Origin of the sequence: Streptomyces sp. SID8352 (assembly GCF_009862265.1) — a bacterium.
Classification (GTDB): Bacteria; Actinomycetota; Actinomycetes; order Streptomycetales; family Streptomycetaceae; genus Streptomyces.
Genome location: NZ_WWGX01000108.1, coordinates 13,046 through 35,230 on the forward strand (window position 1 = coordinate 13,046; position 22,185 = coordinate 35,230).

A 22,185-nucleotide genomic window follows, 5' to 3' on the forward strand; every position below is an offset into this window, starting at 1 on the left:
AACCTCCCGGCACCGCCGCGCCGCGTGTGGCGGCCGGGGGCCCGCGCCCGCCGGCAGCCGACTGCCCCGCCAGGGGCCGACTGCCCCGGCCGCTCCCGGACCGGCCCGGCGCCGCCCCCGGACCGGCCCCCCCGGCTCCCGTCCCGAGCCGGTTCCCCCGGTTCCGGCTCCACGGCCCCGGCCGCCCCCGTTCCCACAGGACGGAACCAGCCAGACGCGTGCGGTCCGGCGCGGTCGGCGGGCGCGGGGGCGACTGCCCGCGGCGACTGCGGACGCCGGAGCTGAATTGTGGATTCCGTCCACAAGATTGCCGCAACTGTGCACGAAATGAACTGAGTTCTCGCTCAGCCGTTCACAGAAACCTCCAGTGGTCGCTAGCTTCCCCTCAACTTCGTCCACATCGGGAAGGACCTCTGTGAACGCGTCATCTCGAAGAGCCGTGGCCGCCCTGGCCGCAGCCGCTCTCGCGGCCCCCCTCCTGCTGGCCTCCGCCCCCTCCGCCGCCTCCTCCCCGGGGGACCGGTCGGCCCGGGACGCGGCGGCGCTCTCCCGGACCCTGGTGCGCGAGGCGTCGGCCAAGGACGCCTTACGGCACCTCAGGAAGTTCCAGGCGATAGCCGACGCGGCCGGCGGCGACCGTGTCGCCGGATCCCCCGGCTACGACGCCTCGGCCGCGTACGTCCACCGGAAGCTGAGGGAGGCCGGGTACCGGGTCGAGTACCAGAGGTTCGACTTCGTCTACACGCAGACGCTGGAGGAGAAGCTCTCCGTCGTCTCGCCCGCTCCGTACGACGTCGCCATCAGCGCGCTGACGTACACCCGGTCGACCCCGGTCGGCGGGGTCCGGGCGCGGCTCGCCGCGGTGCCGGTCGACGAGGACGGCACCACCGGCTGCGAGCCGGAGGACTTCGCCTCCGGCGACTACACCGGGAAGGTCGCCCTGATCAAGCGCGGCGGCTGCGCCTTCGCCGTCAAGCAGCAGCGGGCCGCCGCGGCGGGCGCGGTCGGCGCCCTGATCTACAACAACATCGACGCCGGGTACGGCCCCCTCTCCGGAACCCTCGGCGAGCCGGACGCCGCGAAGATACCCACCGGCGGTGTCAGCAGGACCGACGGCGAGCGGCTCGCCGCGGATCTCGCCGTCGGCCCGGTCACCGTCTCCTTCGAGATCCGCCAGCTCCAGGAGAACCGGTCCACCAGCAACGTCATCGCCGAGACCAGGGGCGGAAGCGCGGCCGACACGGTCATGTTCGGCGCCTCGCTGGACTCGGTGCACGCCGGTCCCGGCATCAACGACAACGGCTCCGGCTCGGCCGGGCTGCTGGACGTCGCACTGAAGCTGGCGAAGCAGGAGAGGAAGCCCCGCAACAGGGTGCGGTTCGCCTGGTGGTCCGCCGCGGAGAGCGGCCTGGTCGGCTCGCACCACTACGTCAGCGCTCTGACCCCCGAGGAACTGCGTCGGATCAGGCTCTATCTGCACTTCGAGCTGATCGCCTCCCGCAACGGCGGCATGTTCGTCTACGACGGGGACGACTCCGACGGCGCAAACACGCAGCTCGCGCCCGCGGGTTCGGAACTGCTGGAGCGGGACATCACCGGGTTCCTGGACCGGCGCGGACGGCCGCACGAGGGCACCCCCTTCGTCGCCCGCTTCGACTACGGTCCGTTCCTCGACGCCGGGGTCCCGGCCGGCGGGACGTTCGCGGGCGGCGAGGCGCTCAAGTCGCCCGCGCAGGCGGCCGTCTTCGGCGGCATCGCGGGGGTCGCGTTCGACCCCGGGTACCACGGGTCGGGCGACACCATCCGGAACATCAGCCTGCCGAGGCTCGACGAGAACATCGACGTCATCGCCCACACGGTGGGCACCTACGCCCACGACCTCGGCGCCCTGCGCCGCCCCGCCGCGGCCCCGGCCCCCGCCGCCCCGGCGCGGACGGACGCCGCCCGGCCCGGCCCGGACGGGTACGGAGTGACGCGGTAGCGGACGGGCCGGGGGCGCGGGCGGCCCCCGGCGTCGTCGCTGTCCGTTGTCCGCTGCCTGGGCCCGCCCGATCCGGCAGTCCCCTGCCGGGAGGCCCCCGGCGGCGGCCCCGGCCGGGCGGGGTCCCGGCCCCCACCGGCCCCGACCCCGCCGCCCGTCCCGGTCCCGGCCCCGGCGTCGGCGTCCGTCCCGGTCCCGCCGCCCGTCCCGGTCCCGACCCCGCCGCCCGTCGCGGCCCCGGCGTCCTGGCCCCGCGTCCCGGCCCCCGGCGTCGGCGCCACCGTCGCCCGTGAGTCCGGTCCCGTTTCCTACCGCCCCCCGTCCGGCGGCGGCACCGGCGCCCCCGGCAGCCGGACCGTCGCCACCGTGCCAGGGGTGCCGTCCACGGCACGGGCCAGGGTGACCTCGCCGCCCGCCCGCTGCACCGTGCGGGCCACGATGGACAGGCCCAGGCCGGAGCCCGGCAGCGCGCGGGCGGACGGGGAGCGCCAGAAGCGGTCGAAGACGTGCGGGAGTTCCTCGGCGTCGATGCCCGGCCCGTGGTCGCGGACGGTGAGGACGCCGTCGGCCAGCCGTACGTCGACGATGCCGCCCCGGGGGCTGAACTTCACCGCGTTGTCCAGGATGTTGACCACCGCGCGCTCCAGGGCTGCCGGTTCGGCCCGGACGTACCAGGGCCGGACGTCCGCCGTGATGGTCAGCTCGGGGCCGCGCAGCCGGGCGCGGCGCAGGGCCGCCTCGACGATCTCGTGCCAGGCGACGATCCGCGTCCGGCCCGGGTGCGGGGCGGTGTCCGGGCGGGACAGCTCCTGGAGGTCGCCGATGAGCGCGGCCAGCTCCGTCATCTGCGCCTTGACCGACGCCAGCAGGGCCCGGCGGTCGGCCTCCGGGATCGGGCGGCCGGTCTCCTCGCTGCGCGAGAGCAGCTCGATGTTGGTGCGCAGGGAGGTGAGCGGGGTGCGCAGTTCGTGCCCGGCGTCCGCGATGAGCTGCTTCTGGAGCTCCCGGGAGCTGGCGAGGGACGAGGTCATGGAGTTGAAGGAGCGGGAGAGCCGGGCGATCTCGTCCTCGCCGCCCTCGGCGACGGGGATGTGCACGGTGAGGTCCTCCGTGCGGGCCACGTGCTCCACGGCCCGGGTCAGCTCGTCCACCGGGCGCAGGCCGGTGCGGGCCACCCACAGCCCGGCCGCCCCGGCGCCCACCACCCCGGCCCCGGCGACGAAGACGAGGACCAGCGCCAGGTGGTTGAGGGAGTTGTTGACCTCGCTCAGCGGCCGGGCGGCGGCGACCGCCACCCCCGGCAGCCCGGACACGGTGTAGGTGAAGACGCGGTACTGGGAGCCGTCGGCGCCCTTGGCGTCGTGCAGCGCGTCGGTGGTGCGGCCCTCGGCCACGGCGTGGTCGGCCGCGGTGAGCGGGACCTCCTCGGTGCCGATGATCAGACAGCTCCCGCCCTTGCGGTCGACGAGCTGCACGGAGGAGCCGAACGGGTTCTGCTCGTGGGTGACCGGCTCGTGGGCGCACAGGCCGGTGGGCAGGTCGAGGTACTGGCCGACCTGCCGGGCGTCCATGCGGTTGGCCCGCAGCGCCTCGTCCAGCGAGTTCACCAGGACGCTCTTGACGACGAACCAGCAGGCCACCGCCGCCGCCGTGACCGCGAGCGCCACCGCCACCGCCACCAGCAGGGCGAGCCGGGAGCGCAGCGACAGGGCGCGGAAGCGGCGGACGGGGCCGGTCACTCCGCGCCGCCCTGCCGCAGGACGTAGCCGACCCCCCGGACGGTGTGCACGAGGCGCGGTTCGCCGCCGGCCTCGGTCTTGCGGCGCAGGTACATGACGTAGACGTCGAGGGAGTTGGAGGAGGGCTCGAAGTCGAAGCCCCAGACGGCCTTGAGGATCTGCTCGCGGGTGAGGACCTGGCGGGGGTGGGCCAGGAACATCTCCAGCAGGGTGAACTCGGTGCGGGTCAGCTCCACCCGCCGCCCGCCCCGGGTGACCTCGCGCGTCACCGGGTCCATGGCCAGGTCGGCGAAGCGGAGGGTGTCGTCGGGGCCGGTTCCGGTACCGGGCGCCGCGGTGTAGGAGCTGCGCCGCAGCAGGGCGCGGATGCGGGCGAACAGCTCGTCCAGCTCGAAGGGCTTGACGAGGTAGTCGTCGGCGCCGGCGTCCAGCCCGGTGACCCGGTCCCCGACCGTGTCGCGGGCGGTCAGCATCAGGATGGGGGTGGTGTCGCCGGTGCCGCGGATGCGCCGGGCGGCGGTCAGGCCGTCCATCCGGGGCATCTGGATGTCGAGGACGACGAGGTCGGGCCGGTACGCCGCGGCCTTCTCCAGGGCGTCGGCGCCGTCGACGGCGACCTCGGTGGCGTACCCCTCGAAGGCGAGGCTGCGCTGGAGGGCCTCGCGGACCGCCGGCTCGTCGTCGACGATCAGGATGCGCTGGGTGTCGCGGTCGCCTTCGGCGGTGCTCATGGCTGGGGTTCCTCGGCTTCCTGGCGGGCGGTGGGCGGACGGGGGACGGCAGCGCCCTCAGCGTCGCACGCCCGGGGCTGCCGGGGCGGTCCCGGGGCGGCGGGTCCCGTCAGGTCCGGGAGCCCGCCCGCAGGCCGTCGAGGTCGGCCTTGACGGTGCCGACGGGGATGGCGAAGCCGAGGCCGACGCTGCCCGAGGCGGCCGAGGACGCCCCGCTCGGCGCGTACATCGCGGAGTTGATGCCGATGATGGCGCCGTTCATGTCGATCAGGGCGCCGCCGGAGTTGCCCGGGTTGAGGGAGGCGTCGGTCTGGATCGCCTTGTACGTGGTGGTGGACGAGCCGGTGTCGCCGTTGAACTGCCGGCCGCCGAACTCGAAGGGCCAGCCCCCGCCGCCCTGTTGCCGCTGCTGTCCGCCCGGGTCGGCGGCGACGGTGACGTCCCGGCCGAGGGCGGAGACGATACCGCTGGTCACGGTGCCGGTGAGACCCTCGGGGGAGCCGATCGCCACCACCTGCTGGCCGACCTGGAGCCGGTCGGAGTCGCCGAGGGTGGCGGCCTTGAGGCCGGAGGCGTTCTCCAGCTTGATCAGCGCCAGGTCCTTCCGGCTGTCGGTGCCGATGACGCGGGCGGTGTAGCGGGTGCCGTCGTGGGTGGTGACCTTGATGGAGGAGGCGCCGGAGATGACGTGGTTGTTGGTGACGATCTCGCCGTCGCCGGTGATGATCACACCGGAGCCGGTGGAGGAGCCCGAGGCCGAGGCGGCGCCGATCTCGACGATGCTCGGCGCGACGGCCGCGGCGACCCCGGCCACCGTGCCCTTCTGGCTGGAGGGCACCACGGTGGTGCTGCCCGCGGGGGCGACGGAGGCGGGGGTGCCGCCGGTGAGTTCCTGGATGCCGTACGCGGTGCCGCCGCCGATGGCCGCCGCGACGATGGCCACGGCCGCGAGGAGCGTGCCCGGCCCGCGCCGGCCCGTCCGCTTCGGCCGCGGCGCGGCCGCGGGTGCGGGCTCCGTGGCCGTGGCGGTCCCCGGCTCCGGCGACGGACAGGGGGACGGGTAGGGGGACGGATGGGCGGGCTGGGGCCGGGTCGGGGCCTCCGGGTGGGACGGGGCCGGGCCGAGCACCCGGGTGGGCGGTTCGGCGGGCGGGGGAGGCCACTCCGGGTTCACGGGAGCGGAGGTGTGCGGCTGGGTGCCCGTTGCGGGACTCTGGTGCGCGTTCTCGTACTCGCCGCTGGGGCGGGGGCTCTCGGTCATGTTCATGAGCTTTCCGCGCGTCCATGAGAGCTTCCTGAGCCCGGCCTGAGAAGCCCGGCAGAACCTCCTTCGCCCGGAATGAGGGCCGCCGGGGGCGCGGGGACACGGGCTCCCCGCCCGGAGCCGGGAAGGGGCGACGGGGGCCGTGGCGAGGGCGTGGCACGGGCCGCCCGCCCGGGTCCGGGAGGGCCACCGCCCACCACCGCACACCACCGCCCGGCCCCGTCACGGCTCCGCCGCGTCCGTGCGGCCTCCGTGTCCGAGGGCCCCGCCCGCCGCGGGGCGGCGCACCGCGGGCCCGTCGCCACCCGCCCGGCGGGTGCCCGGCGCTACGCGCAGCCGCAGGACCGGCGGACGACCAGCCGCGACGGGAACACCCGCAGCCGCTCCCGGCGCGACCCCTGGACCCGGATGGCGTCGTCCAGGACGAGGTCCACCGAGGCCCGCGCCATCGCGGACCGGTCGGAGGCGACCGTGGTCAGCGGAGGATCGGCCAGCGCCGCCTCCTTGATGTCGTCGAAGCCCGCCACCGCCAGCTCGCCCGGCACGTCGATGCGCAGCTCGCGGGCCGCGCGCAGCAGGCCGATGGCCTGGTCGTCGGTGGAGCAGAACACGGCCGGGGGCCGCCGCGGCCCGGCGAGGATCTCCAGGGCCACCCGGTAGGCGTCGTAGCGGTTGTACGGCGCCTCGAAGAGGCGGTCCTCGGTGGGCAGCCCGGCCTCCTTCATGGCCTGCCGCCAGCCCTCGACGTGGTCGGAGACCGGGTCGCCGACGGAGGGGGTGTCGGCGGTGCCGCCCATGCAGGCGACGTATTCGTAGCCGTGCTCCAGCAGGTGCCGCACGGCGGCCTGGGCGCCGCCCACGTCGTCGGTGACGACGGCGACGTCGTCGATGGCCTCGGGGCGCTCGTGGAGCAGCACCACCCGGGCGTCCCAGGCGTCGATCTCGGCGGCGGCCATGTCGTTCAGCGCGTGGCTGACCAGGATCAGGCCGCTGACCCGCATCCCGAGGAAGGCCCGCAGGTAGTGGACCTCGCGTTCGCCCACGTAGTCGGAGTTGCCGACCAGCACCATCTTGCCGCGCTCGGAGGCGGCCCACTCGACCGCGTGCGCCATCTCCGCGAAGAACGGCTGGCGCGCGTCCGGGACGATCAGCCCTATGAGGTCGGTGCGCCGCGACGCCATCGCCTGGGCGACCCGGTCGGGCCGGTACCCCAGCTCCTTGATGGCGGCGAGGACACGCTCGCGCGTGGCCGGGGCGACCGGCCGGGGTCCGTTGTTGATGACGTAGCTCACGACGGCGGTCGAGGTCCCCGCCAGCCGCGCCACATCGTCCCGAGTCACCTTGGCCACGCGCGGAGTCTACGCGGATGGAACCCCCGCGGGGCAGGCTGTGTCATCCCTCGGTCATCCGCATCGCGGCGGGGGCCCGCCCGGCGGGCCGCGCGCCGGACGCGGTCAGTCCCCGGTCCGGCCCGTCCGCCCGGCCCCTTCCGGCCTCCTGGACCGGTCGGTCCGGTCCGTCCGCTCCGTCGTCTCGCCCTTCTCGGGCTTCTCCGGGACGACGAAGCGGTAACCGACGTTGCGGACGGTGCCGATCAGGGACTCGTGCTCGGGGCCGAGCTTGGCGCGCAGCCGCCGGACGTGGACGTCGACGGTGCGGGTGCCGCCGAAGTAGTCGTAGCCCCAGACCTCCTGGAGGAGCTGGGCGCGGGTGAAGACCCGGCCCGGGTGCTGGGCGAGGTACTTCAGCAGCTCGAACTCCTTGAAGGTCAGGTCCAGCACCCGTCCCTTGAGCTTCGCGGAGTACGTGGCCTCGTCGACGGAGAGGTCGCCGCTACGGATCTCGGCGGGCAGCTCGTCGGCGGTGAGCTGGGCGCGGCCCTGGGCCAGCCGCAGCCGGGCCTCGACCTCGGCCGGTCCCGCGGTGTCCAGGAGCACGTCGTCGACGCCCCAGTCGGCGGTGACGGCGGCGAGGCCGCCCTCGGTGACGACGAGGAGCAGCGGGCATCCGGGCCCGGTGGAGCGCAGCAGCCGGCACAGCCCGCGCACCTGCGGGAGGTCGCGCCGGCCGTCGACGAGGACGACGTCGGCACCGGGGGTGTCGACCAGGGCGGCGACCTCGGCGGGGGCCACCCGCACCGAGTGGAGCAGCAGGCCGAGGGCGGGGAGGACCTCCGCCGACGGCTGGAGCGCGTTGGTCAGCAGGAGCAGGGAACTCATCGCGGCCCACCCGCCCGGTCCGTCCCGCAGTCGTGCACGGTTCGCTCGCCCATAACGTCTGGTTCCTCCTCGGTCCTGCGAGGACGTTTACGGCACTGCTTCGTACGGTGCGGTCCCGGCGCCCGGGGCCGCTGCGACTTCGGAACCGAACGCTCCCGAAAGCACGAAAGGACCCGGGGGCTTCGCTGCCCGAGTCCTCTTCACAGCAGAATAGCCGATATGAGCAACCGACCGGCAGGCCGTGTGGCGCTTCCCACCCCCGATCCGCGCGGCGGGACACCCCCCGCGGGGGCCCGGGGCGCACCGTCCGGGGAGCCGGCGGGAGGGCCCGCGGCCGGGCCGCGGCGGGCCGTGCTGCTCACCGACGACGGGGTGCCGATCGACGCCCGGTACGCGCCGGGCCCGCCCGCCCCCGCCCTGGCCCGGGAGGGTGAACCGGCCCTCCGCCCCGCCCCGGCGCGCGGCGCCGCCCCCGCCCCCGTCATCGTCGTCGCCCACGGCTTCACCGGCGGCGCCGACGGGCCGCATGTGCGCCGGGTCGCGGCGGCCCTCGCCCGGTCCTGCGCGGTGGTCACCTTCTCCTTCCGGGGACACGGCCGCTCCGGCGGCCACTCGACGGTCGGCGACCGGGAGGTGCTGGACCTCGCGGCGGCCGTTGCCTGGGCCCGCTCGCTCGGCCATCCGGGGGTGGCCACCGTCGGCTTCTCCATGGGCGGCTCGGTGGTGCTGCGGCACGCCGCGCTGTACGGCGGCGACGTCCACGCGCGCACCGACGCGGTGGTGGCGGTCAGCGCCCCGGCCCGCTGGTACTACCGGGGGACGGCGCCGATGCGGCGGCTGCACTGGCTGGTGATGCGCCCGTCCGGCCGTCTGGTGGGGCGCTACGGCTTCGGCACCCGCATCCAGCGTCGCGAGTGGGACCCGGTGCCGCTGCCCCCGGCGCAGGCCGCGGCGCGGATCGCCCCGACGCCGCTGCTGGTGGTGCACGGCGACCGGGACCCCTACTTCCCGCTCGACCACCCCCGGATGCTGGCCGAGGCGTCCGGCGGTCACGCCGAGCTGTGGGTGGAGCCCGGCATGGGCCACGCCGAACACGCCGCCGGGGCGGACCTGCTGGGCCGGATCGGCGTCTGGGCGGCCCGCGAAGCGGGCTAGCCTGAGGTGTTCACCGCAAGCGATTCCCTGCGATCGAGGAACCAGATGGCAAAGGTCACGGTGCGCTACTGGGCCGCCGCGAAGGCCGCGGCCCGGGTGGCCGAGGAGCCCCACGAGGCGGACACGCTCGCCGCCGCGCTGGCCGCGGCGCGCGAGCGGCACCCCGGCGAGCTGTCGCGGGTGCTGTCGCGCTGCTCGTTCCTCGTCGACGGCGACCCGGTCGGCACCCGCGGGCACGAGACGGTCCGGCTGACCGACGGATGCACCGTCGAGGTGCTGCCCCCGTTCGCGGGAGGGTGAGGATGAGCGACCAGCCGTACGGGCAGCAGCACCACCCGCAGCAGGGGTACGACGCCGGGGCCTGGCCGGGCCACCGGCCGTACGAGGACTCCGACACGGGCCGGCACACCCAGCAGTGGCAGGGGCAGACCTGGGAGACCGGCCTCCAGCCGCCCGTCCCGGCGTCCCCCGCCGAGGAGACCTCCCTGCTCCCGCAGCCGCCGCAGGCGCACCCCGACGGGCAGGGGTACCCGCCCGACCCGTACGCGGCGCGGCAGCCGCACCCGCACGGGCCGCACGCGGCGCGCCCCGCGCCGTACGCCGCCGACCCGCGGTCCCACGGGTCCCAGCCACCGCAGCCGTACGGGACCCCCGAGTCCCAGGCGCAGCCGTACGGGACGCCCGGGACCCCCGAGCCGCAGGCGTACGGGACCCCCGAGCCGCAGCCGCAGCCGTACGGGACGCCCGAGGCCCAGCCGCAGCCGTACGGAGCCCCGCAGCCGCCCTCGCAGTCGTACGCGGCCGATCCGCAGTCGTACGCCCAGCCGTACGCCACGGACCACGGCGCCCGGCCGCAGCCGCCCGCGGACCCGTCCCACGGCACCGGCGTCCACGCGGGCCGGTCCCCCGGGAAGCACCGGGCCCAGCCGTACGGGGAGGCACAGGCCCAGCCGTACGGGGAGGCCCATCCGCAGTCCCACGGGCAGGCGATGCCCGCGCCCCAGGCCCAGTCCCACGGGCAGGCGCAGCCCCAGCCGTACGCCCAGCCCCAGCCGGAGCCGTACGCCCAGCCGTACGCGGAACAGCCGCGGCACGCCGTGCCGCAGTCCCAGCCGTACGCCGAGTCCCAGTCCCATGCGACCCCCCAGCCCCACGCGGCCTCCGGTCCCATCCCCGGTGCCGTCCCCGAGGCCGGTCCCGCCGAGGGTCCCGCCGACGGTCCCGAGTACGGTCCCGCCACCCTCGCCGGGAACGCGCGGGTCACCGACGCCCAGCGGGCGCGGGCCGAGGGGCGGTCGCCGATCATCGATCCGGGGATGCAGCCCGCCCTGCTCACCGCGGTGCTCGGCCTGCTGCTGGCGGGCGCGGCGGCGGTCGGGACGTACGCGCTGCTGGTGCCGCTGGTCGCGCTCCAGGGGCTCACCGCCGCCGGGTGGTTCCGGCTGAACGGCATGTGGCCCGCCCGGCAGGGCATCGCGCTGGGCTTCGCGGGCGCGCTGGCGGCCGACGCGGCGATGCTGGCGTCCGACCGCTCGCCCGCCGCCCTGATCGGCACCCTAGGGGTGTGGGTGCTGCTCTCCCTGGTGCTGCAACTGCGCTCGCACGCCGATCCCGACGAGCGGATGTACGGCCTGATGGCGACCGTGGCCGCGACGGCCCTGGCCGTCGTGGCCGGCGGCTATCTGGCGGCGGACCACGAAGCGGTGACGGTCGGCGCGGTGGCGGTGGCGGTGGCCCTCGTGGTCCGCGCCCTGCCGGTGCCCGCGGCGGTGTCGGCGGTGGGCGCGCTGATCGCCGCGGCGGTGGCGGGCGGGGCGGTGGGCTCCCTGACCATGTCCGGCCCGGCCGGGGCGCTGCTCGGCGCGGGCGCGGCGGTGTGCGCGCTGGCGGGCCACCGGGCGGCGGCCTACGACTACCCGTCCCGGTTCGTGCACTTCACGGCGGGCGTGGCGCTGCCGCTGGCGGCGGCGGCCCCGGCGGTCCACGTCCTCGGGCGGGTCCTGGGGTAGCCGGCCGCCCGCCCCGGCCGACCGTGCCGCCCGGCGGCGGTGCCTGTCACAGGTGATCGACAAAATCCCGGCGGCCGTCCGGCGCGGCACTACGCTCGCGTGGGACGGCCGCCGGTCGTCGTGACCGCCGCCGTGGGGGGGAAGGGCCTGATGTCCCGGAAGCGAGCACCGCGCGCACTGCTGATCGCCGTCGTGGTCCTCGGTGTGCTCCTGGTCGTCGTGGACCGCGTCGCCGCGCACGTCGCGGAGGGGGTGGTGGCGGACCGGCTGCGCGCCTCGGAGAACCTGTCCTCGACGCCGGACGTCTCGATCAAGGGCTTCCCCTTCCTCACCCAGTGGGCCCGCGGGGAGGTGGACGACGTGGAGATCGGCATCGGCGGCTACGAGGCCTCCACCGGCGGCGGCGAGCGCATCCGGATCGAGGGGCTGCGGGCCCGCGCCCGGGGCGTCCGCGTCGCGGAGGACGGCGGCGGCGCCACCGCGCGCAGCGCCACCGGCACCGCGACCGTCCCCTACGACGAACTGCTGAAGGCCACCGGGTCCGGGCCCGCCAAGGTGCTCCCGGGCGTCACCGCCGAGGTCGTCGGCCTGGCGGACGGCGGTCACGGGAAGGTCAAGGTGTCGGTCGCGATCACCACACCCGTCCACTCCTCGACCGTCAGCGTGCTGAGCACCCTGACGGTCGAGGACAACCAGGTCCGGGTGCACGCCGACGCGCTGCCGAAGCTGGTGGCCGACCTCGTGGGGTCCCGCATCCGGGACATCACCGACTTCCGGCAGACCATCGACGAACTCCCGGGCGGCGTACGGCTGGACAAGGTCGAGGCGGCCGGGGACGGGGTCGAGATCACGGTGCGGGGCGCGGACATCCGCCTCGCCGGGTAGCGGCGCCGGGCAGCCGTTCCGGACCCTCCGCGTCCGAGGGGCGAGACGTCGCCGTCCGTACCGCAGAAGGCTTCTCCCGCGGTCCCGCCCGCGCCGCTCCCGGCGCCCGCCGCGCCCTGACCGCATCCCGCATCGCGGACGATGTCGTCTCACTATGCGACACGTCGGTGACATCGCCCGCTTTTCGTCCTTACGATCGGTGCCATGAAGCGACAGGCGGATCTCACGAAGCGGCGGGCAGTGGACCTGTGCCGCGTTGCCGCCATGCTCTGTCGCGCCTTCTGAGCGGACGGCGACGCAGCCGTCCGTGTTCCCTCACCGCGCCCCGGTCCGGGGCGCCCGCGTGCCCGGCCCCCGCCGGCCGCGCGCACCCTCGCACCGCACGCCCCGCCGCACCTGCCCCGGAGGATAAAGCATGAGCCGCAGCGACGTTCTGGTCGACGCCGACTGGCTGCAGGACCACCTGGACGACCCCACCATCGCCATCGTCGAGGTGGACGAGGACACGTCCGCGTACGAGAAGAACCACATCAAGAACGCCATTCGCATCGACTGGACGAAGGACCTCCAGGACCCGGTCCGCCGCGACTTCGTGGACCAGGAGGGCTTCGAGAAGCTGCTGTCCGCCAAGGGCATCGGCAACGACCACACGGTCGTCCTCTACGGCGGCAACAACAACTGGTTCGCCTCCTACGCCTACTGGTACTTCAAGCTGTACGGCCACGACAGCGTCAAGCTGCTCGACGGCGGCCGCAAGAAGTGGGAGCTGGACGCCCGCGAGCTGGTCGCCGGCGACGACGTCCCCGCCCGCGCCGCCACCGAGTACAAGGCCAAGCCGCAGGACGCCTCGATCCGCGCCTACCGCGACGACGTGGTCGCCGCCATCGGCTCCCTGAACATCGTCGACGTGCGGTCGCCCGACGAGTTCTCCGGCAAGCTGCTCGCCCCGGCCCACCTGCCGCAGGAGCAGTCGCAGCGCCCCGGCCACGTGCCGTCCTCCCGCAACATCCCGTGGTCGAAGAACGCCAACGACGACGGCACCTTCAAGTCCGACGAGGAGCTGAAGGCCCTCTACGAGGACGAGCAGGTCGACCTGGCGAAGGACACCATCGCCCTGTGCCGCATCGGTGAGCGTTCCGCCCTGACCTGGTTCGTCCTGCACGAGCTGCTCGGCGTGGAGAACGTCAAGAACTACGACGGTTCGTGGACCGAGTACGGCTCCCTGGTCGGCGTGCCGATCGAGCTGGGCCCGGCCAAGTAACCGACCCGACCGACCTCTTTCTACACCCGATCAGGAGTACGACATGTGCGGAGCGAAGGCCGGCGGCCCCGACGCCTCGACGATCAAGCCCGGTGAGACCACCATCCAGGGACAGGTGACCCGCGACGGCGAGCCGGTGACGGGCTACGTCCGTCTGCTGGACTCGACCGGAGAGTTCACGGCGGAGGTGCCCACCTCCGCGACCGGACAGTTCCGCTTCTACGCGGCCGAGGGCACCTGGACCGTCCGCGCGCTCGTCCCGGGTGCCACCGCCGACCGCACGGTCGTCGCCCAGCAGGGCGGACTGGCGGAGGTCGCGATCGCCGTCTGACGGCATCCGGATGCCAGAGGGCCGCGCCCCACGGGTTGGACACCCGGGGCGCGGCCCTCTGGGCTGTCCGCGGACGTCTCCGGATCTACCCTGGACGTATGTACGCACGGCGTCGGCACGTCTACTTCGCCATGATGGGCGTCTGCATCGTGCTGTTCGTCCTGGCCTGGGCGGTGGTCCGGATGTGGTCGGTCCCGGCGGCCGTGGGCATGTGCCTGTTCGCCATGCTCATCCCGCCGGTCGCCGCGATCGTGGCCAACCGTCGGGGTCCGGAGGACCGCTGGTGGGACGACCCCTCGGGCGACGCCGAGTCGGACGAGTGGTGGGACGAACTGGACGGCAAGAAGCGGCCCCGCCGCTGACCGCCCCGTCACGGCACCCGCCCCGCGCACCGGCCCGGAACCGCGCGCGGGGGAAGCGGCGCGGGACCGGGCGCGCGGCCGGCCGGGAGCGAGGTCCCGGCGCGGGGCGCGGCACCCGTGGGGCGGCAGTGGAGGGGGTGGCCGGTGACACGACGGAGGAGGCGGTGATTCCGCTTCGTACCGGAGTCTTGACCGTCCGTATGGTCTAAACCAATCATGGCGCATGCCGAGAATCCGCAGAACGCTCACCGCCCTCGCGCCGCTGCTCCTGGCCGCCGGGCTCGCCGCCCCCGCCCAGGCAGACGGTGCCGCCGCGGCCCCCGCCCCGGCCGCCGCGACGGCCGCCTGGCCCGCCCCCGCGCCCGTCCTCACCCGCGTCGCCACCGGCGACCCGGTGCTCTTCATCACCATCGACGACGGATGGGGCACCGAGGACGCCGCCGGCGCCCAGCGGCTGCTCATCGAGCGGCGGATCCCCGCCTCCCTGTTCCTGCTGCCGGACGCCTACGAGCGCGACCGGGACTACTACCGCACCCTGCTCGCCCACAGCCCCGCCCGGGTGGAGAACCACACCGTCACCCACCGCGACATGACCACGCTCACCGAGGCCGAGCAGCGCGGGGAGATCTGCGGGGCCCGCGACCGCCAGCTCGCGGCCTTCGGCGACAGCCCGCAGCTCTTCCGCCCGGCGGGCGGCCAGACCTACCAGTGGCCCTACTACAACGACGCCACCCGGACCGCCGCGACCGCCTGCGGCGCCCGGACCGTGATCACCTGGACCCACGACCTGACCACCTGGGGCGCCTGGTCGCCCCCGGTGCCCGCGCTGAGCGCCGGGGACATCGTGCTGCTCCACATGGGCCCGCAGCTGGAGGGCGACCTCCGGCGGGTGCTCGCCGCGGCGGACGCGGCCGGACTGTCCCCGGCCCGGCTGCGCGACTACACCCGGGGCGCCTCCTGAGCGCGGCGCGGCGTCAGTAGACGAGCGCCTGGGTGCCGTCGGAGAGCGACTCCTGCACGAACACCTGGGCGCCCGCGATCCGCACGCCCTCGATGACGTCCTGCTCGGTGATCCCGCGGCGGGCCGCGCACTGGGTGCACAGGGTCAGCCGCCCGCCCGCCAGAACCGCGTCCAGCAGCTCCGGCAGCGGCGCGGAGTGCGGCAGCTCGAACCCGGCGGCCCGGCCCGGCACCGCGAACCAGGCGGACTCGCCGGTCAGCCAGAGCGACACCTCGACACCGCTGGCCACGGCCACCGCGGCCACCGTGAACGCCTGCGAGCACCGTTCGGGCGCGTCGGCACCCGCCGTCACCTTGATCACGAGCTTCTTCGCCATGGCCGCATCGTACGGCGCGCCCCCCGCCCGTCGGCCGCGAGGGCCGACCTCGCCCCGTGCCGCCGGGCCCGGCCGCGTAAGCTGGTGCCCGGCCCCGCGCGCGCGGCGCACGCACCGCCCGTACCGCACCCGCTCAACCGAGGAGCACCCGTGGAGATCTTCTTCGAAACCCTGCTGGTCCTGGTCTGCGTGGGCGTTCTCGCCTTCGCCGGACTGACCGTGAAGAAGCTGTACCAGGGCCAGCGCTGACCCCCCACGCCAGGAAGTTCCTCTCATGATCGAGATCCCGTCCGACCTCCACAAGGACCTCGTCCCGCTCGTCTTCCTCCTCGGGAACTGGGCGGGTGCCGGCGTGCACGACTTCCCGGGCGCCGAGAAGTGCAACTTCGGGCAGGAGGTCTCCTTCACCCACGACGGCCGGGACTTCCTGGAGTACGCCTCCCACACCTGGGTGCTCGACCAGGACGGCGAGAAGGTCCGCCCGCTGGAGTCCGAGCACGGCTTCTGGCGCGTCGACGCGCAGCGCCGGGTCGAGGTGACGATGACCCGCGACGACGGCGTCATCGAGATCTGGTACGGCGAGCTGGCCGACCAGAAGCCGCAGATCGACCTGGTGACGGACGCCGTGGCCCGCACCGCCGCCTCCCGTCCCTACACCGGCGGCAAGCGGCTGTACGGCTACGTCAAGAGCGACCTGATGTGGGTCGGCGAGAAGCAGACCCCCGAGGTCGAGCTGCGCCCCTACATGTCGGCGCACCTGAAGAAGGTCGTCACCCCGGAGGACGTCGAGCGCTGGGCCAGGGCCCTGCCCGACGACATGCCGGACGACGGCATCGCCTTCTTCAAGTAGCCGCGGGCGGCCGCCCCGCGCGCGCTCACGCCTCGACGGTCACCCGCACCACCTCGTGCGCGTCGTCGAACCGGACGGCCGGCCAGTAGCCGTCCGGGAAGTGGGCGCCGCAGGTGTCGGACAGATGCAGGACCACCCCGTCGCCGTCGGCCTCGATGGTGTCCAGCAGCAGGTCCGCCCGCGCCTCGGCCAGCTCCGCTTCGGTCGGCGCCCCCTCCCCGAACTCCCGGACGACCGCCTCGGCGGCCCGGCGCTCCAGCTCGGCGCACCGCCCGGCCGCCCGGCGCAGCCGGGCCGCCACCGGCGCGGGCACCGTGCCGTCCGGCTCCGGCAGCAGGGCGGCCTCCCGGCCGCCGGGCAGGCGCACCCGGCCGGGCACCCCGTCCGGCGGGGCGGCGGGCCGCGGGGCGTCGAGGGGGCGTTCGGCGGAGGGCTCGGTCACAGCGGCACTGTAGCCGCGGCCCGGATCCCGCGGCGGGGCGCCTCCGGCCACCCGGGCCGGGCCGCACCGCTCCGGCGGGGCCGGGGAGGTCCGGGCCGTCCGGGCCCGCCGGGAAGCGCGGAACAGCCCGTAGACTCGGGGGCGTGGTGAGCACCGACTGGAAGAGCGACCTCAGACAGCGCGGCTACCGGCTGACGCCTCAGCGGCAACTGGTGCTCGAAGCCGTGGACACCCTGGAGCACGCGACCCCCGACGACATCCTCGTCGAGGTGCGCAGGACCGCCTCGGGGATCAACATCTCCACCGTCTACCGCACGCTGGAGCTGCTGGAGGAGCTGGGCCTCGTCTCGCACGCCCATCTCGGGCACGGGTCGCCCACCTACCACCTGGCCGACCGGCACCACCACATCCACCTGGTCTGCCGGGACTGCGCCCAGGTCATCGAGGCCGACCTGTCGGTCGCGGCCGGCTTCACCGCAGAGCTGCGCGAGCGGTTCGGCTTCGACACCGACATGAAGCACTTCGCCATCTTCGGCCGCTGCGCCGACTGTTCCGCCGCGAAGGCCCCGGCCGCCGGGTCGTAGTCTGGGGGCATGAAGAGCCCCCTGCTGTCCCTGCCCGGCGCCGTCCCCGCCGAGGGCGTGGACGAAGGCGTCGCCGCCCACTACGGCGACCTGTTCCGCGAGCAGCGCGCCCTCGCCGAGGGCACCGGATTCGTCGACCTCTCGCACCGCGGTGTGGTCGCCGTGACCGGTGACGACCGGCTGAGCTGGCTGCACCTGCTGCTCACCCAGCACGTCAGCGACCTGCCGCCCGGCCGGGCCACCGAGGCGCTGGTCCTCTCCGCCAACGGCCACATCGAGCACGCCCTGTACCTCGTCGACGACGGGACGACCACCTGGGCCCATGTGGAGCCGGGCACCCGGGAGACGCTCATCGCCTATCTGGAGTCGATGAAGTTCTTCTACCGCGTCGAGGTCGCGGACCGCACCGCCGACCTCGCCGTGGTGCACCTCCCGGCCGGTTCCATCACCGCGGCGCCCGCCTCCGCCGTCGTCCGCGAGACGCCGTACGGGCGCGACCTGTTCCTGCCGCGCGACGGGCTGGAGGCGTTCGCCGCCCAGGCCGGCCCGCCCGCCGGGATCCTCGCCCACGAGGCGCTGCGCGTGGAGCAGCACCGGCCCCGCCTCGGCTTCGAGACCGACCACCGGACCATCCCGCACGAGCTGGGCTGGATCGGCACCGCCGTCCATCTGCAGAAGGGCTGCTACCGGGGCCAGGAGACCGTCGCCCGGGTGCACAACCTCGGCCGGCCGCCGCGCCGACTGGTCTTCCTGCACCTGGACGGCAGCGAGGTGCACCTGCCCCCGGCAGGGTCCCCCGTCCGGCTCGCGGACGACGGCCCCGACGGGCGCAGGATCGGCTTCGTCACCACCTCCGCGCGCCACCACGAGCTGGGTCCGGTCGCCCTCGCCCTGATCAAGCGGAACGTTCCGGTGGACGCGCGGCTGGTCGCCGAGGAGACGGCGGCGGCGCAGGAGACCGTCGTCGAGCCCTGACCCGGCAGCGTCCGGGCGGCCCGTCGTCCCCGCACCGGCGGGGAGGGCGGGCCGCTTCCGCACCCGCGGGCGCCTCCGCCCCGGTGGGCGCCCTCGCGGCTCCGGCTGCCGTCTCCGCACCCGCGGGCGCCTCCGCGGCTCCGGCTGCCGTCTCCGCCCCGGCGGACGCCTCCGCGGCTCCGGCGGGGCCCGGCCGTCCGGCGGCGCGGGTCCTCAGACCTCGACCAGCACCGTGAACGGGCCGTCGTTCGTCAGCGACACCCGCATCGAGGCGCCGAACCGGCCCGTCGCCACCGTCGCCCCCAGCTCCCGCAGCCGGGCCACGACCTCGTCGACCAGCGGCTCCGCGACCTCGCCCGGCGCGGCGGCGCTCCAGGTGGGGCGGCGGCCCTTGCGGGCGTCCCCGTACAGGGTGAACTGGCTGATCACCAGGAGCGGGGCGCCGGTGTCCGAGCAGGACCGCTCGTCCCGCAGGATCCGCAGCGACCAGAGCTTGCGGGCCAGCCGCGCCGCGTCCTGTGCCGTGTCGCCGTGGGTGACGCCGACCAGGACGCAGAGCCCCTCGCCGTCGATCGCGCCGATCGTCCCGCCGTCCACGACGACGCTCGCGCCGTCCACCCTCTGCACCACAGCTCGCATGGAGCCCATGATGCCGGGCCGGTCCGGGCCGGCTCCGGGCGACCCCGTACGGGGTTTCTTTTCGCTACCTAACCCCCCATCTGGGGCCGTTCGGGGGCACTCGGTCACATAGCGGCCACTTGGGATGGCACGATGCTCCCAGACGCCGGTCGAGGGACGGTTGAGGGACATGAGCACACCGAGTACGGGGCAGCCGCCCAGGACTGCCGCGTCGACCTGCGGCCTGGAGGCGCTCCGGCCGCCCGTGCAGCGCACGGACAGCCCGGAGCTGGCCGCCGGGCATCCGGAGCACGACCTGGCGGCGCTGAGCCTGCCCGAGCTGCGCGCGCTGCGCCGGGACGCCCGGGGCCGGGAGACCGACCTCAGCTATGTGCGGCGGCTGCTGCACGGCCGGATCGACATCCTGCGCGCGGAACTGGCGCGGCGCGGCCCGGCCTCCGTGGCGACCACCGCGGCGGTGGGGCCGGTCGTCGAGCGGCTGTCGGAGATCCTCACCGACACCCCGGCCCGGCACCGCTCCTCCGCCCGCCACGTGACGCTGGGCCCGCCGCGGACCGAGGAGTGCCGGCGGCTGGCCGCGGAGATGCTCGGCGAGGTGGCGCTCTCCGACCTGTCGGCCCGCACCGATGTCGAGCTGACCGCCGGCATGGGCCGCCTGGTCCGCCACGAGCAGCAGGTCTCCCGCCGCCGCCGCCGGCTCCAGCGCACGGCGGACGAGTGCGGCGCGGAGATCGCCCGCCGGTACCGTGAGGGGGAAGCCCAAGTCGACGACCTGCTCGTGTGACGCCGGGGCGGCTGTGCGGGCCGCCCGGGGGCCCGGCGATCCCGGGCCGTCACCGCGCGGGTCACCCTCCGTCCGGAAGGCCACCGCCGATGCCCGCGTCCCCACAGCCGTCCCCCTCCCCCCAGCCGTCCTCCGCCCTGCCCGCCCCGCCCGTCCTCGCGGAGGTCGTGCGCTCCGGCTTCGTGGAGGGGCGGCACCGGGGCGCTCTGGTCGTCCTGGACGCCGACGGGGCCGTCGAACTGGCCCTCGGGGACGTGACGTCGCCCGTCTTCCCCCGCTCGGCCAACAAGCCGATGCAGGCGGCGGGCGTGCTGCGGGCCGGGCTCGACCTGGCGGGCGAGCGGCTGGCGCTGGCCGCCGCGAGCCACTCGGGGGAACCGTTCCACCTCGAGGCCGTCCGCGCCATGCTCGACGCGTACGGGCTGGACCCGGAGCTCCTCCGGTGCCCGCCCGACCTGCCACTGGACCCCGAGGAGCGGGACCTGCGGCTGGCGTCGGGCGAGGGCCCCGACCGGATCACCATGAACTGCTCCGGCAAGCACACCGCCATGCTCGCCGTCTGCGCCCTGCGGGGGTGGCCGCTGGAGACGTACCTCGACGCGGACCACCCGCTCCAGCAGCTGATCCACGAGGTGGTGGAGGAGGCCGCGGGCGAGCCGGTCGCCGCCGTCGGCACCGACGGGTGCGGGGCGCCGCTCATGGCGATCGGCCTGACCGGGCTGGCCCGCGCCTTCCGCTCCTTCGTCCGCGCCGAGCCGGGCACGGCCGGGCGCCGGGTCGCCGACGCGATGCGCGCCCACCCCGAGTACGTGGCGGGCACCCGCCGCCCCGACACCTGGCTGATGCGGGAGGTGCCGGGCGCCCTGTCCAAGATGGGCGCCGAGGCCGTGCAGGCGGTGGCGCTGCCGGACGGCCGGGCGCTGGCCTTCAAGATCGAGGACGGTTCCGGACGGGCCCTGGGCCCGGTGCTGGCCCGCGGCCTGGCCCTCCTCGGCGTCACCTCGCCGGTCGTCGGGCGCGTCGGCCGCGCGCCGCTGCTCGGCGGCGGCCGGGAGGTCGGCGAGGTCCGCGCGGCCTTCTGACCCGCGCCGGAGACCGCCGGGCGCCGTCGGGGGCGGCGCCTCCCGGCGGCGCCGGGGCGGCCGGGAAACCCCTGCCGCGCCGGGGCGGAGGCAGGGAAAACCCGCGAGACGCGGAGCGGGGGCGCCGCCTACGGTGAGGCCATGACATACCCCGACATCGACGTACGCCCGATCAGGGAGGACGAGCTTCCCGACTGGAGCCGCGCCATGAGCGTGGGCTTCCAGCGCTCCCCCGCGGTGAGCCCCGAGGTGCTGGAGGCGCGGCGCGGCCTCTTCGTGCCCGGCAGGCTGCTCGGCGCCTTCGACGGCGAGCGCTGCGTGGCGACGTACCGGTCGTTCGACCAGGAGGTCACCGCCGTGGGCGGTGCCCCGGTCCCCGCCGACGCGGTCTCCAACGTGACGGTCAGCGCGACCCACCGCCGCCGGGGCCTGCTCTCCCGGATGATGGCGCACGACCTCGCGGCGGCGCGGGAGCGCGGGGACGTCGTCGCCACGCTGATCGCGGCCGAGTACCCGATCTACGGCCGCTACGGCTTCGGCCCGGCCACCTCCGCGGCCGAGTGGACGATCGACGTGCCGCGCACCGGGCTGGACCGCGGCCGCCCGGCCGTCGACGACGGGGGCCGCGTCGACTTCGTGGACGGCGCGGAGGTCCGCGCGCTCGGCCCCGGGCTGCACGAGCGGCTGCGCCGGGCCCGGCCGGGCGCGGTCAGCCGCACCGAGCAGTGGTGGCTGGGGCGCACCGGCCTCCTGGACATGGTCGGCCAGCCGTGGACGGAGCCCCACCACGTGGTGTACCGCTCGCCGGAGGGCGAGGTCGAGGGCATGGCCGCCTACCGGTGCGACGACCACTGGGGCGAGGCCAAGCAGCCCGAGTGCACGGCGACGGTGAGCTGGCTGGCGGCCGTGACCCCGGCGGCCGAGCGCGCCCTGTGGCGGTTCCTGTGCTCCCTCGACTGGGTCACCACGGTGAAGTCCGGCCATCTGGCCCCCGACGACCTGCTCCCGCACTTCCTGCCCGACCCGCGCGCCGCGCGCCTCACCTCGCAGACGGACTGGCTGTGGGTGCGCGTCCTGGACGTCGTACGGGCGCTGGAGGCGCGGACGTACGGGGGCGCGGGATCGCTGGTGCTGGAGGTCGTGGACCCGGACGGTCCGGCCGCCGGCCGGTGGCGGCTGGAGGCCGGTGACGGCGGGGCGTCCTGCGCGGCGACCACCGCGAGCCCGGATCTGGTGCTGGACGCGCCGGCGCTGGCCTCGCTGTGGCTGGGCGACGAGTCGGCGGTGCGGCTGGCGGCGCTGGGCCGGGTGCGCGAGGAGCGGACGGGCGCGGTCGGTCTGGCCGACACCCTGCTGCGGGCGCCCCGGCGGCCGTGGTGCCCGGACATGTTCTAGGACCTTCCCGGAGAACTCCCTCGTCGCCCGTGGCGCGGCCGCGAGGCGTCGGGCGCGCTCCCGGAGCCCCGGGCCCGCGCACCGGGCGCACCCGGGGCGGGCGCGGCGAGGGTTCGCGCGAGGCGTCGTGAGGCGGACGGGCATCGCCGGACCGGCCCCG

At 75.5% G+C, this 22,185-nt stretch carries 22 protein-coding genes and 1 pseudogene; 15 read left to right on the forward strand and 8 right to left on the reverse strand.

Features of this window, described 5'->3' with window-relative positions:
- Positions 1-415: 415 nt before the first annotated feature.
- Positions 416-1,981 carry a M28 family peptidase gene (locus GTY84_RS31520; protein ID WP_345943592.1) on the forward strand — a complete coding sequence of 522 codons (1,566 nt, stop codon included), beginning with the start codon at positions 416-418 and terminating at the stop codon, positions 1,979-1,981.
- A gap of 308 nt (positions 1,982-2,289) precedes the next feature.
- On the opposite strand, the gene GTY84_RS31525 is transcribed toward GTY84_RS31520, so the two are convergent.
- The 5 genes and pseudogenes from GTY84_RS31525 to GTY84_RS31545 form a co-directional block, all read right to left on the reverse strand.
- The gene (locus GTY84_RS31525; protein WP_161229845.1) at positions 2,290-3,720 is read right to left on the reverse strand and encodes a HAMP domain-containing sensor histidine kinase; all 1,431 of its coding nucleotides are present in this window, start codon (positions 3,718-3,720) and stop codon (positions 2,290-2,292) included.
- A complete protein-coding gene (locus tag GTY84_RS31530; protein ID WP_161229846.1) occupies positions 3,717-4,451 on the reverse strand; it encodes a response regulator transcription factor in 735 nt (244 codons plus the stop codon). Before GTY84_RS31530 ends, GTY84_RS31525 begins: the two co-directional genes overlap by 4 nt.
- A 109-nt stretch (positions 4,452-4,560) precedes the next feature.
- On the reverse strand, positions 4,561-5,712 hold the full coding sequence (locus GTY84_RS31535) for a trypsin-like peptidase domain-containing protein (protein WP_161229847.1): 1,152 nt from the start codon (positions 5,710-5,712) through the stop codon (positions 4,561-4,563).
- Between the two features lie 329 nt (positions 5,713-6,041).
- The gene (locus GTY84_RS31540) at positions 6,042-7,064 is read right to left on the reverse strand and encodes a LacI family DNA-binding transcriptional regulator (protein ID WP_161229848.1); all 1,023 of its coding nucleotides are present in this window, start codon (positions 7,062-7,064) and stop codon (positions 6,042-6,044) included.
- Between the two features lie 150 nt (positions 7,065-7,214).
- Positions 7,215-7,934, reverse strand: a pseudogene (locus tag GTY84_RS31545) (response regulator transcription factor); the annotation flags it as partial.
- Positions 7,935-8,285: 351 nt separating this feature from the next.
- Here GTY84_RS31545 and GTY84_RS31550 point away from each other — a divergent pair.
- From GTY84_RS31550 to GTY84_RS31585, 8 genes are all read left to right on the forward strand, one after another.
- Entirely contained in the window at positions 8,286-9,089 is an 804-nt protein-coding gene (locus GTY84_RS31550; RefSeq protein ID WP_345943593.1) for an alpha/beta fold hydrolase, read from the forward strand.
- 45 nt (positions 9,090-9,134) lie between these two features.
- On the forward strand, positions 9,135-9,389 hold the full coding sequence (locus tag GTY84_RS31555; protein WP_161229851.1) for a MoaD/ThiS family protein: 255 nt from the start codon (positions 9,135-9,137) through the stop codon (positions 9,387-9,389).
- A gap of 2 nt (positions 9,390-9,391) precedes the next feature.
- Positions 9,392-11,098 (forward strand): hypothetical protein, encoded by a 1,707-nt coding sequence (locus GTY84_RS31560; RefSeq protein ID WP_237532876.1) that lies wholly within the window; start codon positions 9,392-9,394, stop codon positions 11,096-11,098.
- Positions 11,099-11,248: 150 nt separating this feature from the next.
- A complete protein-coding gene (locus GTY84_RS31565; RefSeq protein WP_161229852.1) occupies positions 11,249-11,983 on the forward strand; it encodes a DUF2993 domain-containing protein in 735 nt (244 codons plus the stop codon).
- Between the two features lie 415 nt (positions 11,984-12,398).
- Positions 12,399-13,244 carry a sulfurtransferase gene (locus tag GTY84_RS31570; RefSeq protein WP_161229853.1) on the forward strand — a complete coding sequence of 282 codons (846 nt, stop codon included), beginning with the start codon at positions 12,399-12,401 and terminating at the stop codon, positions 13,242-13,244.
- Between the two features lie 43 nt (positions 13,245-13,287).
- Positions 13,288-13,575 carry a DUF1416 domain-containing protein gene (locus tag GTY84_RS31575; RefSeq protein ID WP_010351646.1) on the forward strand — a complete coding sequence of 96 codons (288 nt, stop codon included), beginning with the start codon at positions 13,288-13,290 and terminating at the stop codon, positions 13,573-13,575.
- A gap of 98 nt (positions 13,576-13,673) precedes the next feature.
- Positions 13,674-13,937, forward strand: coding sequence for a DUF3099 domain-containing protein (locus GTY84_RS31580; RefSeq protein ID WP_161229854.1), 264 nt, complete (start codon positions 13,674-13,676; stop codon positions 13,935-13,937).
- A 223-nt stretch (positions 13,938-14,160) separates the two neighbouring features.
- On the forward strand, positions 14,161-14,898 hold the full coding sequence (locus GTY84_RS31585; RefSeq protein WP_161229855.1) for a polysaccharide deacetylase family protein: 738 nt from the start codon (positions 14,161-14,163) through the stop codon (positions 14,896-14,898).
- A 13-nt stretch (positions 14,899-14,911) separates the two neighbouring features.
- Here the strand turns inward: GTY84_RS31585 and GTY84_RS31590 are convergent, their stop codons facing one another.
- A complete protein-coding gene (locus GTY84_RS31590) occupies positions 14,912-15,274 on the reverse strand; it encodes a DsrE family protein (protein ID WP_161229856.1) in 363 nt (120 codons plus the stop codon).
- 274 nt (positions 15,275-15,548) lie between these two features.
- On the opposite strand from GTY84_RS31590, the gene GTY84_RS31595 reads away from it, so the two are divergent.
- Positions 15,549-16,124 carry an FABP family protein gene (locus tag GTY84_RS31595; protein WP_161229857.1) on the forward strand — a complete coding sequence of 192 codons (576 nt, stop codon included), beginning with the start codon at positions 15,549-15,551 and terminating at the stop codon, positions 16,122-16,124.
- A 25-nt stretch (positions 16,125-16,149) separates the two neighbouring features.
- On the opposite strand, the gene GTY84_RS31600 is transcribed toward GTY84_RS31595, so the two are convergent.
- Positions 16,150-16,566 (reverse strand): hypothetical protein, encoded by a 417-nt coding sequence (locus GTY84_RS31600; RefSeq protein WP_161229858.1) that lies wholly within the window; start codon positions 16,564-16,566, stop codon positions 16,150-16,152.
- Between the two features lie 143 nt (positions 16,567-16,709).
- Here GTY84_RS31600 and GTY84_RS31605 point away from each other — a divergent pair, with 143 nt between their 5' ends.
- Positions 16,710-17,150: a Fur family transcriptional regulator gene (locus GTY84_RS31605; protein WP_161229859.1), complete on the forward strand. Its 441-nt coding sequence runs from the start codon at positions 16,710-16,712 to the stop codon at positions 17,148-17,150.
- Between the two features lie 9 nt (positions 17,151-17,159).
- On the forward strand, positions 17,160-18,125 hold the full coding sequence (locus GTY84_RS31610; protein ID WP_161229860.1) for a folate-binding protein YgfZ: 966 nt from the start codon (positions 17,160-17,162) through the stop codon (positions 18,123-18,125).
- Positions 18,126-18,338: 213 nt separating this feature from the next.
- On the opposite strand, the gene dtd is transcribed toward GTY84_RS31610, so the two are convergent.
- Complete coding sequence (gene dtd, locus GTY84_RS31615; protein WP_161229861.1) at positions 18,339-18,764, reverse strand: D-aminoacyl-tRNA deacylase; 426 nt, start codon at positions 18,762-18,764, stop codon at positions 18,339-18,341.
- 169 nt (positions 18,765-18,933) lie between these two features.
- Between dtd and GTY84_RS31620 the strand changes: the two genes are divergently transcribed.
- From GTY84_RS31620 to GTY84_RS31630, 3 genes are all read left to right on the forward strand, one after another.
- Positions 18,934-19,548 (forward strand): aerial mycelium formation protein, encoded by a 615-nt coding sequence (locus tag GTY84_RS31620; RefSeq protein ID WP_161229862.1) that lies wholly within the window; start codon positions 18,934-18,936, stop codon positions 19,546-19,548.
- 89 nt (positions 19,549-19,637) lie between these two features.
- Positions 19,638-20,630, forward strand: a complete 993-nt coding sequence (locus GTY84_RS31625; RefSeq protein ID WP_161229863.1) for an asparaginase — start codon at positions 19,638-19,640, stop codon at positions 20,628-20,630.
- 141 nt (positions 20,631-20,771) lie between these two features.
- Positions 20,772-22,025: a GNAT family N-acetyltransferase gene (locus GTY84_RS31630; protein WP_161229864.1), complete on the forward strand. Its 1,254-nt coding sequence runs from the start codon at positions 20,772-20,774 to the stop codon at positions 22,023-22,025.
- Positions 22,026-22,185: the final 160 nt, after the last annotated feature.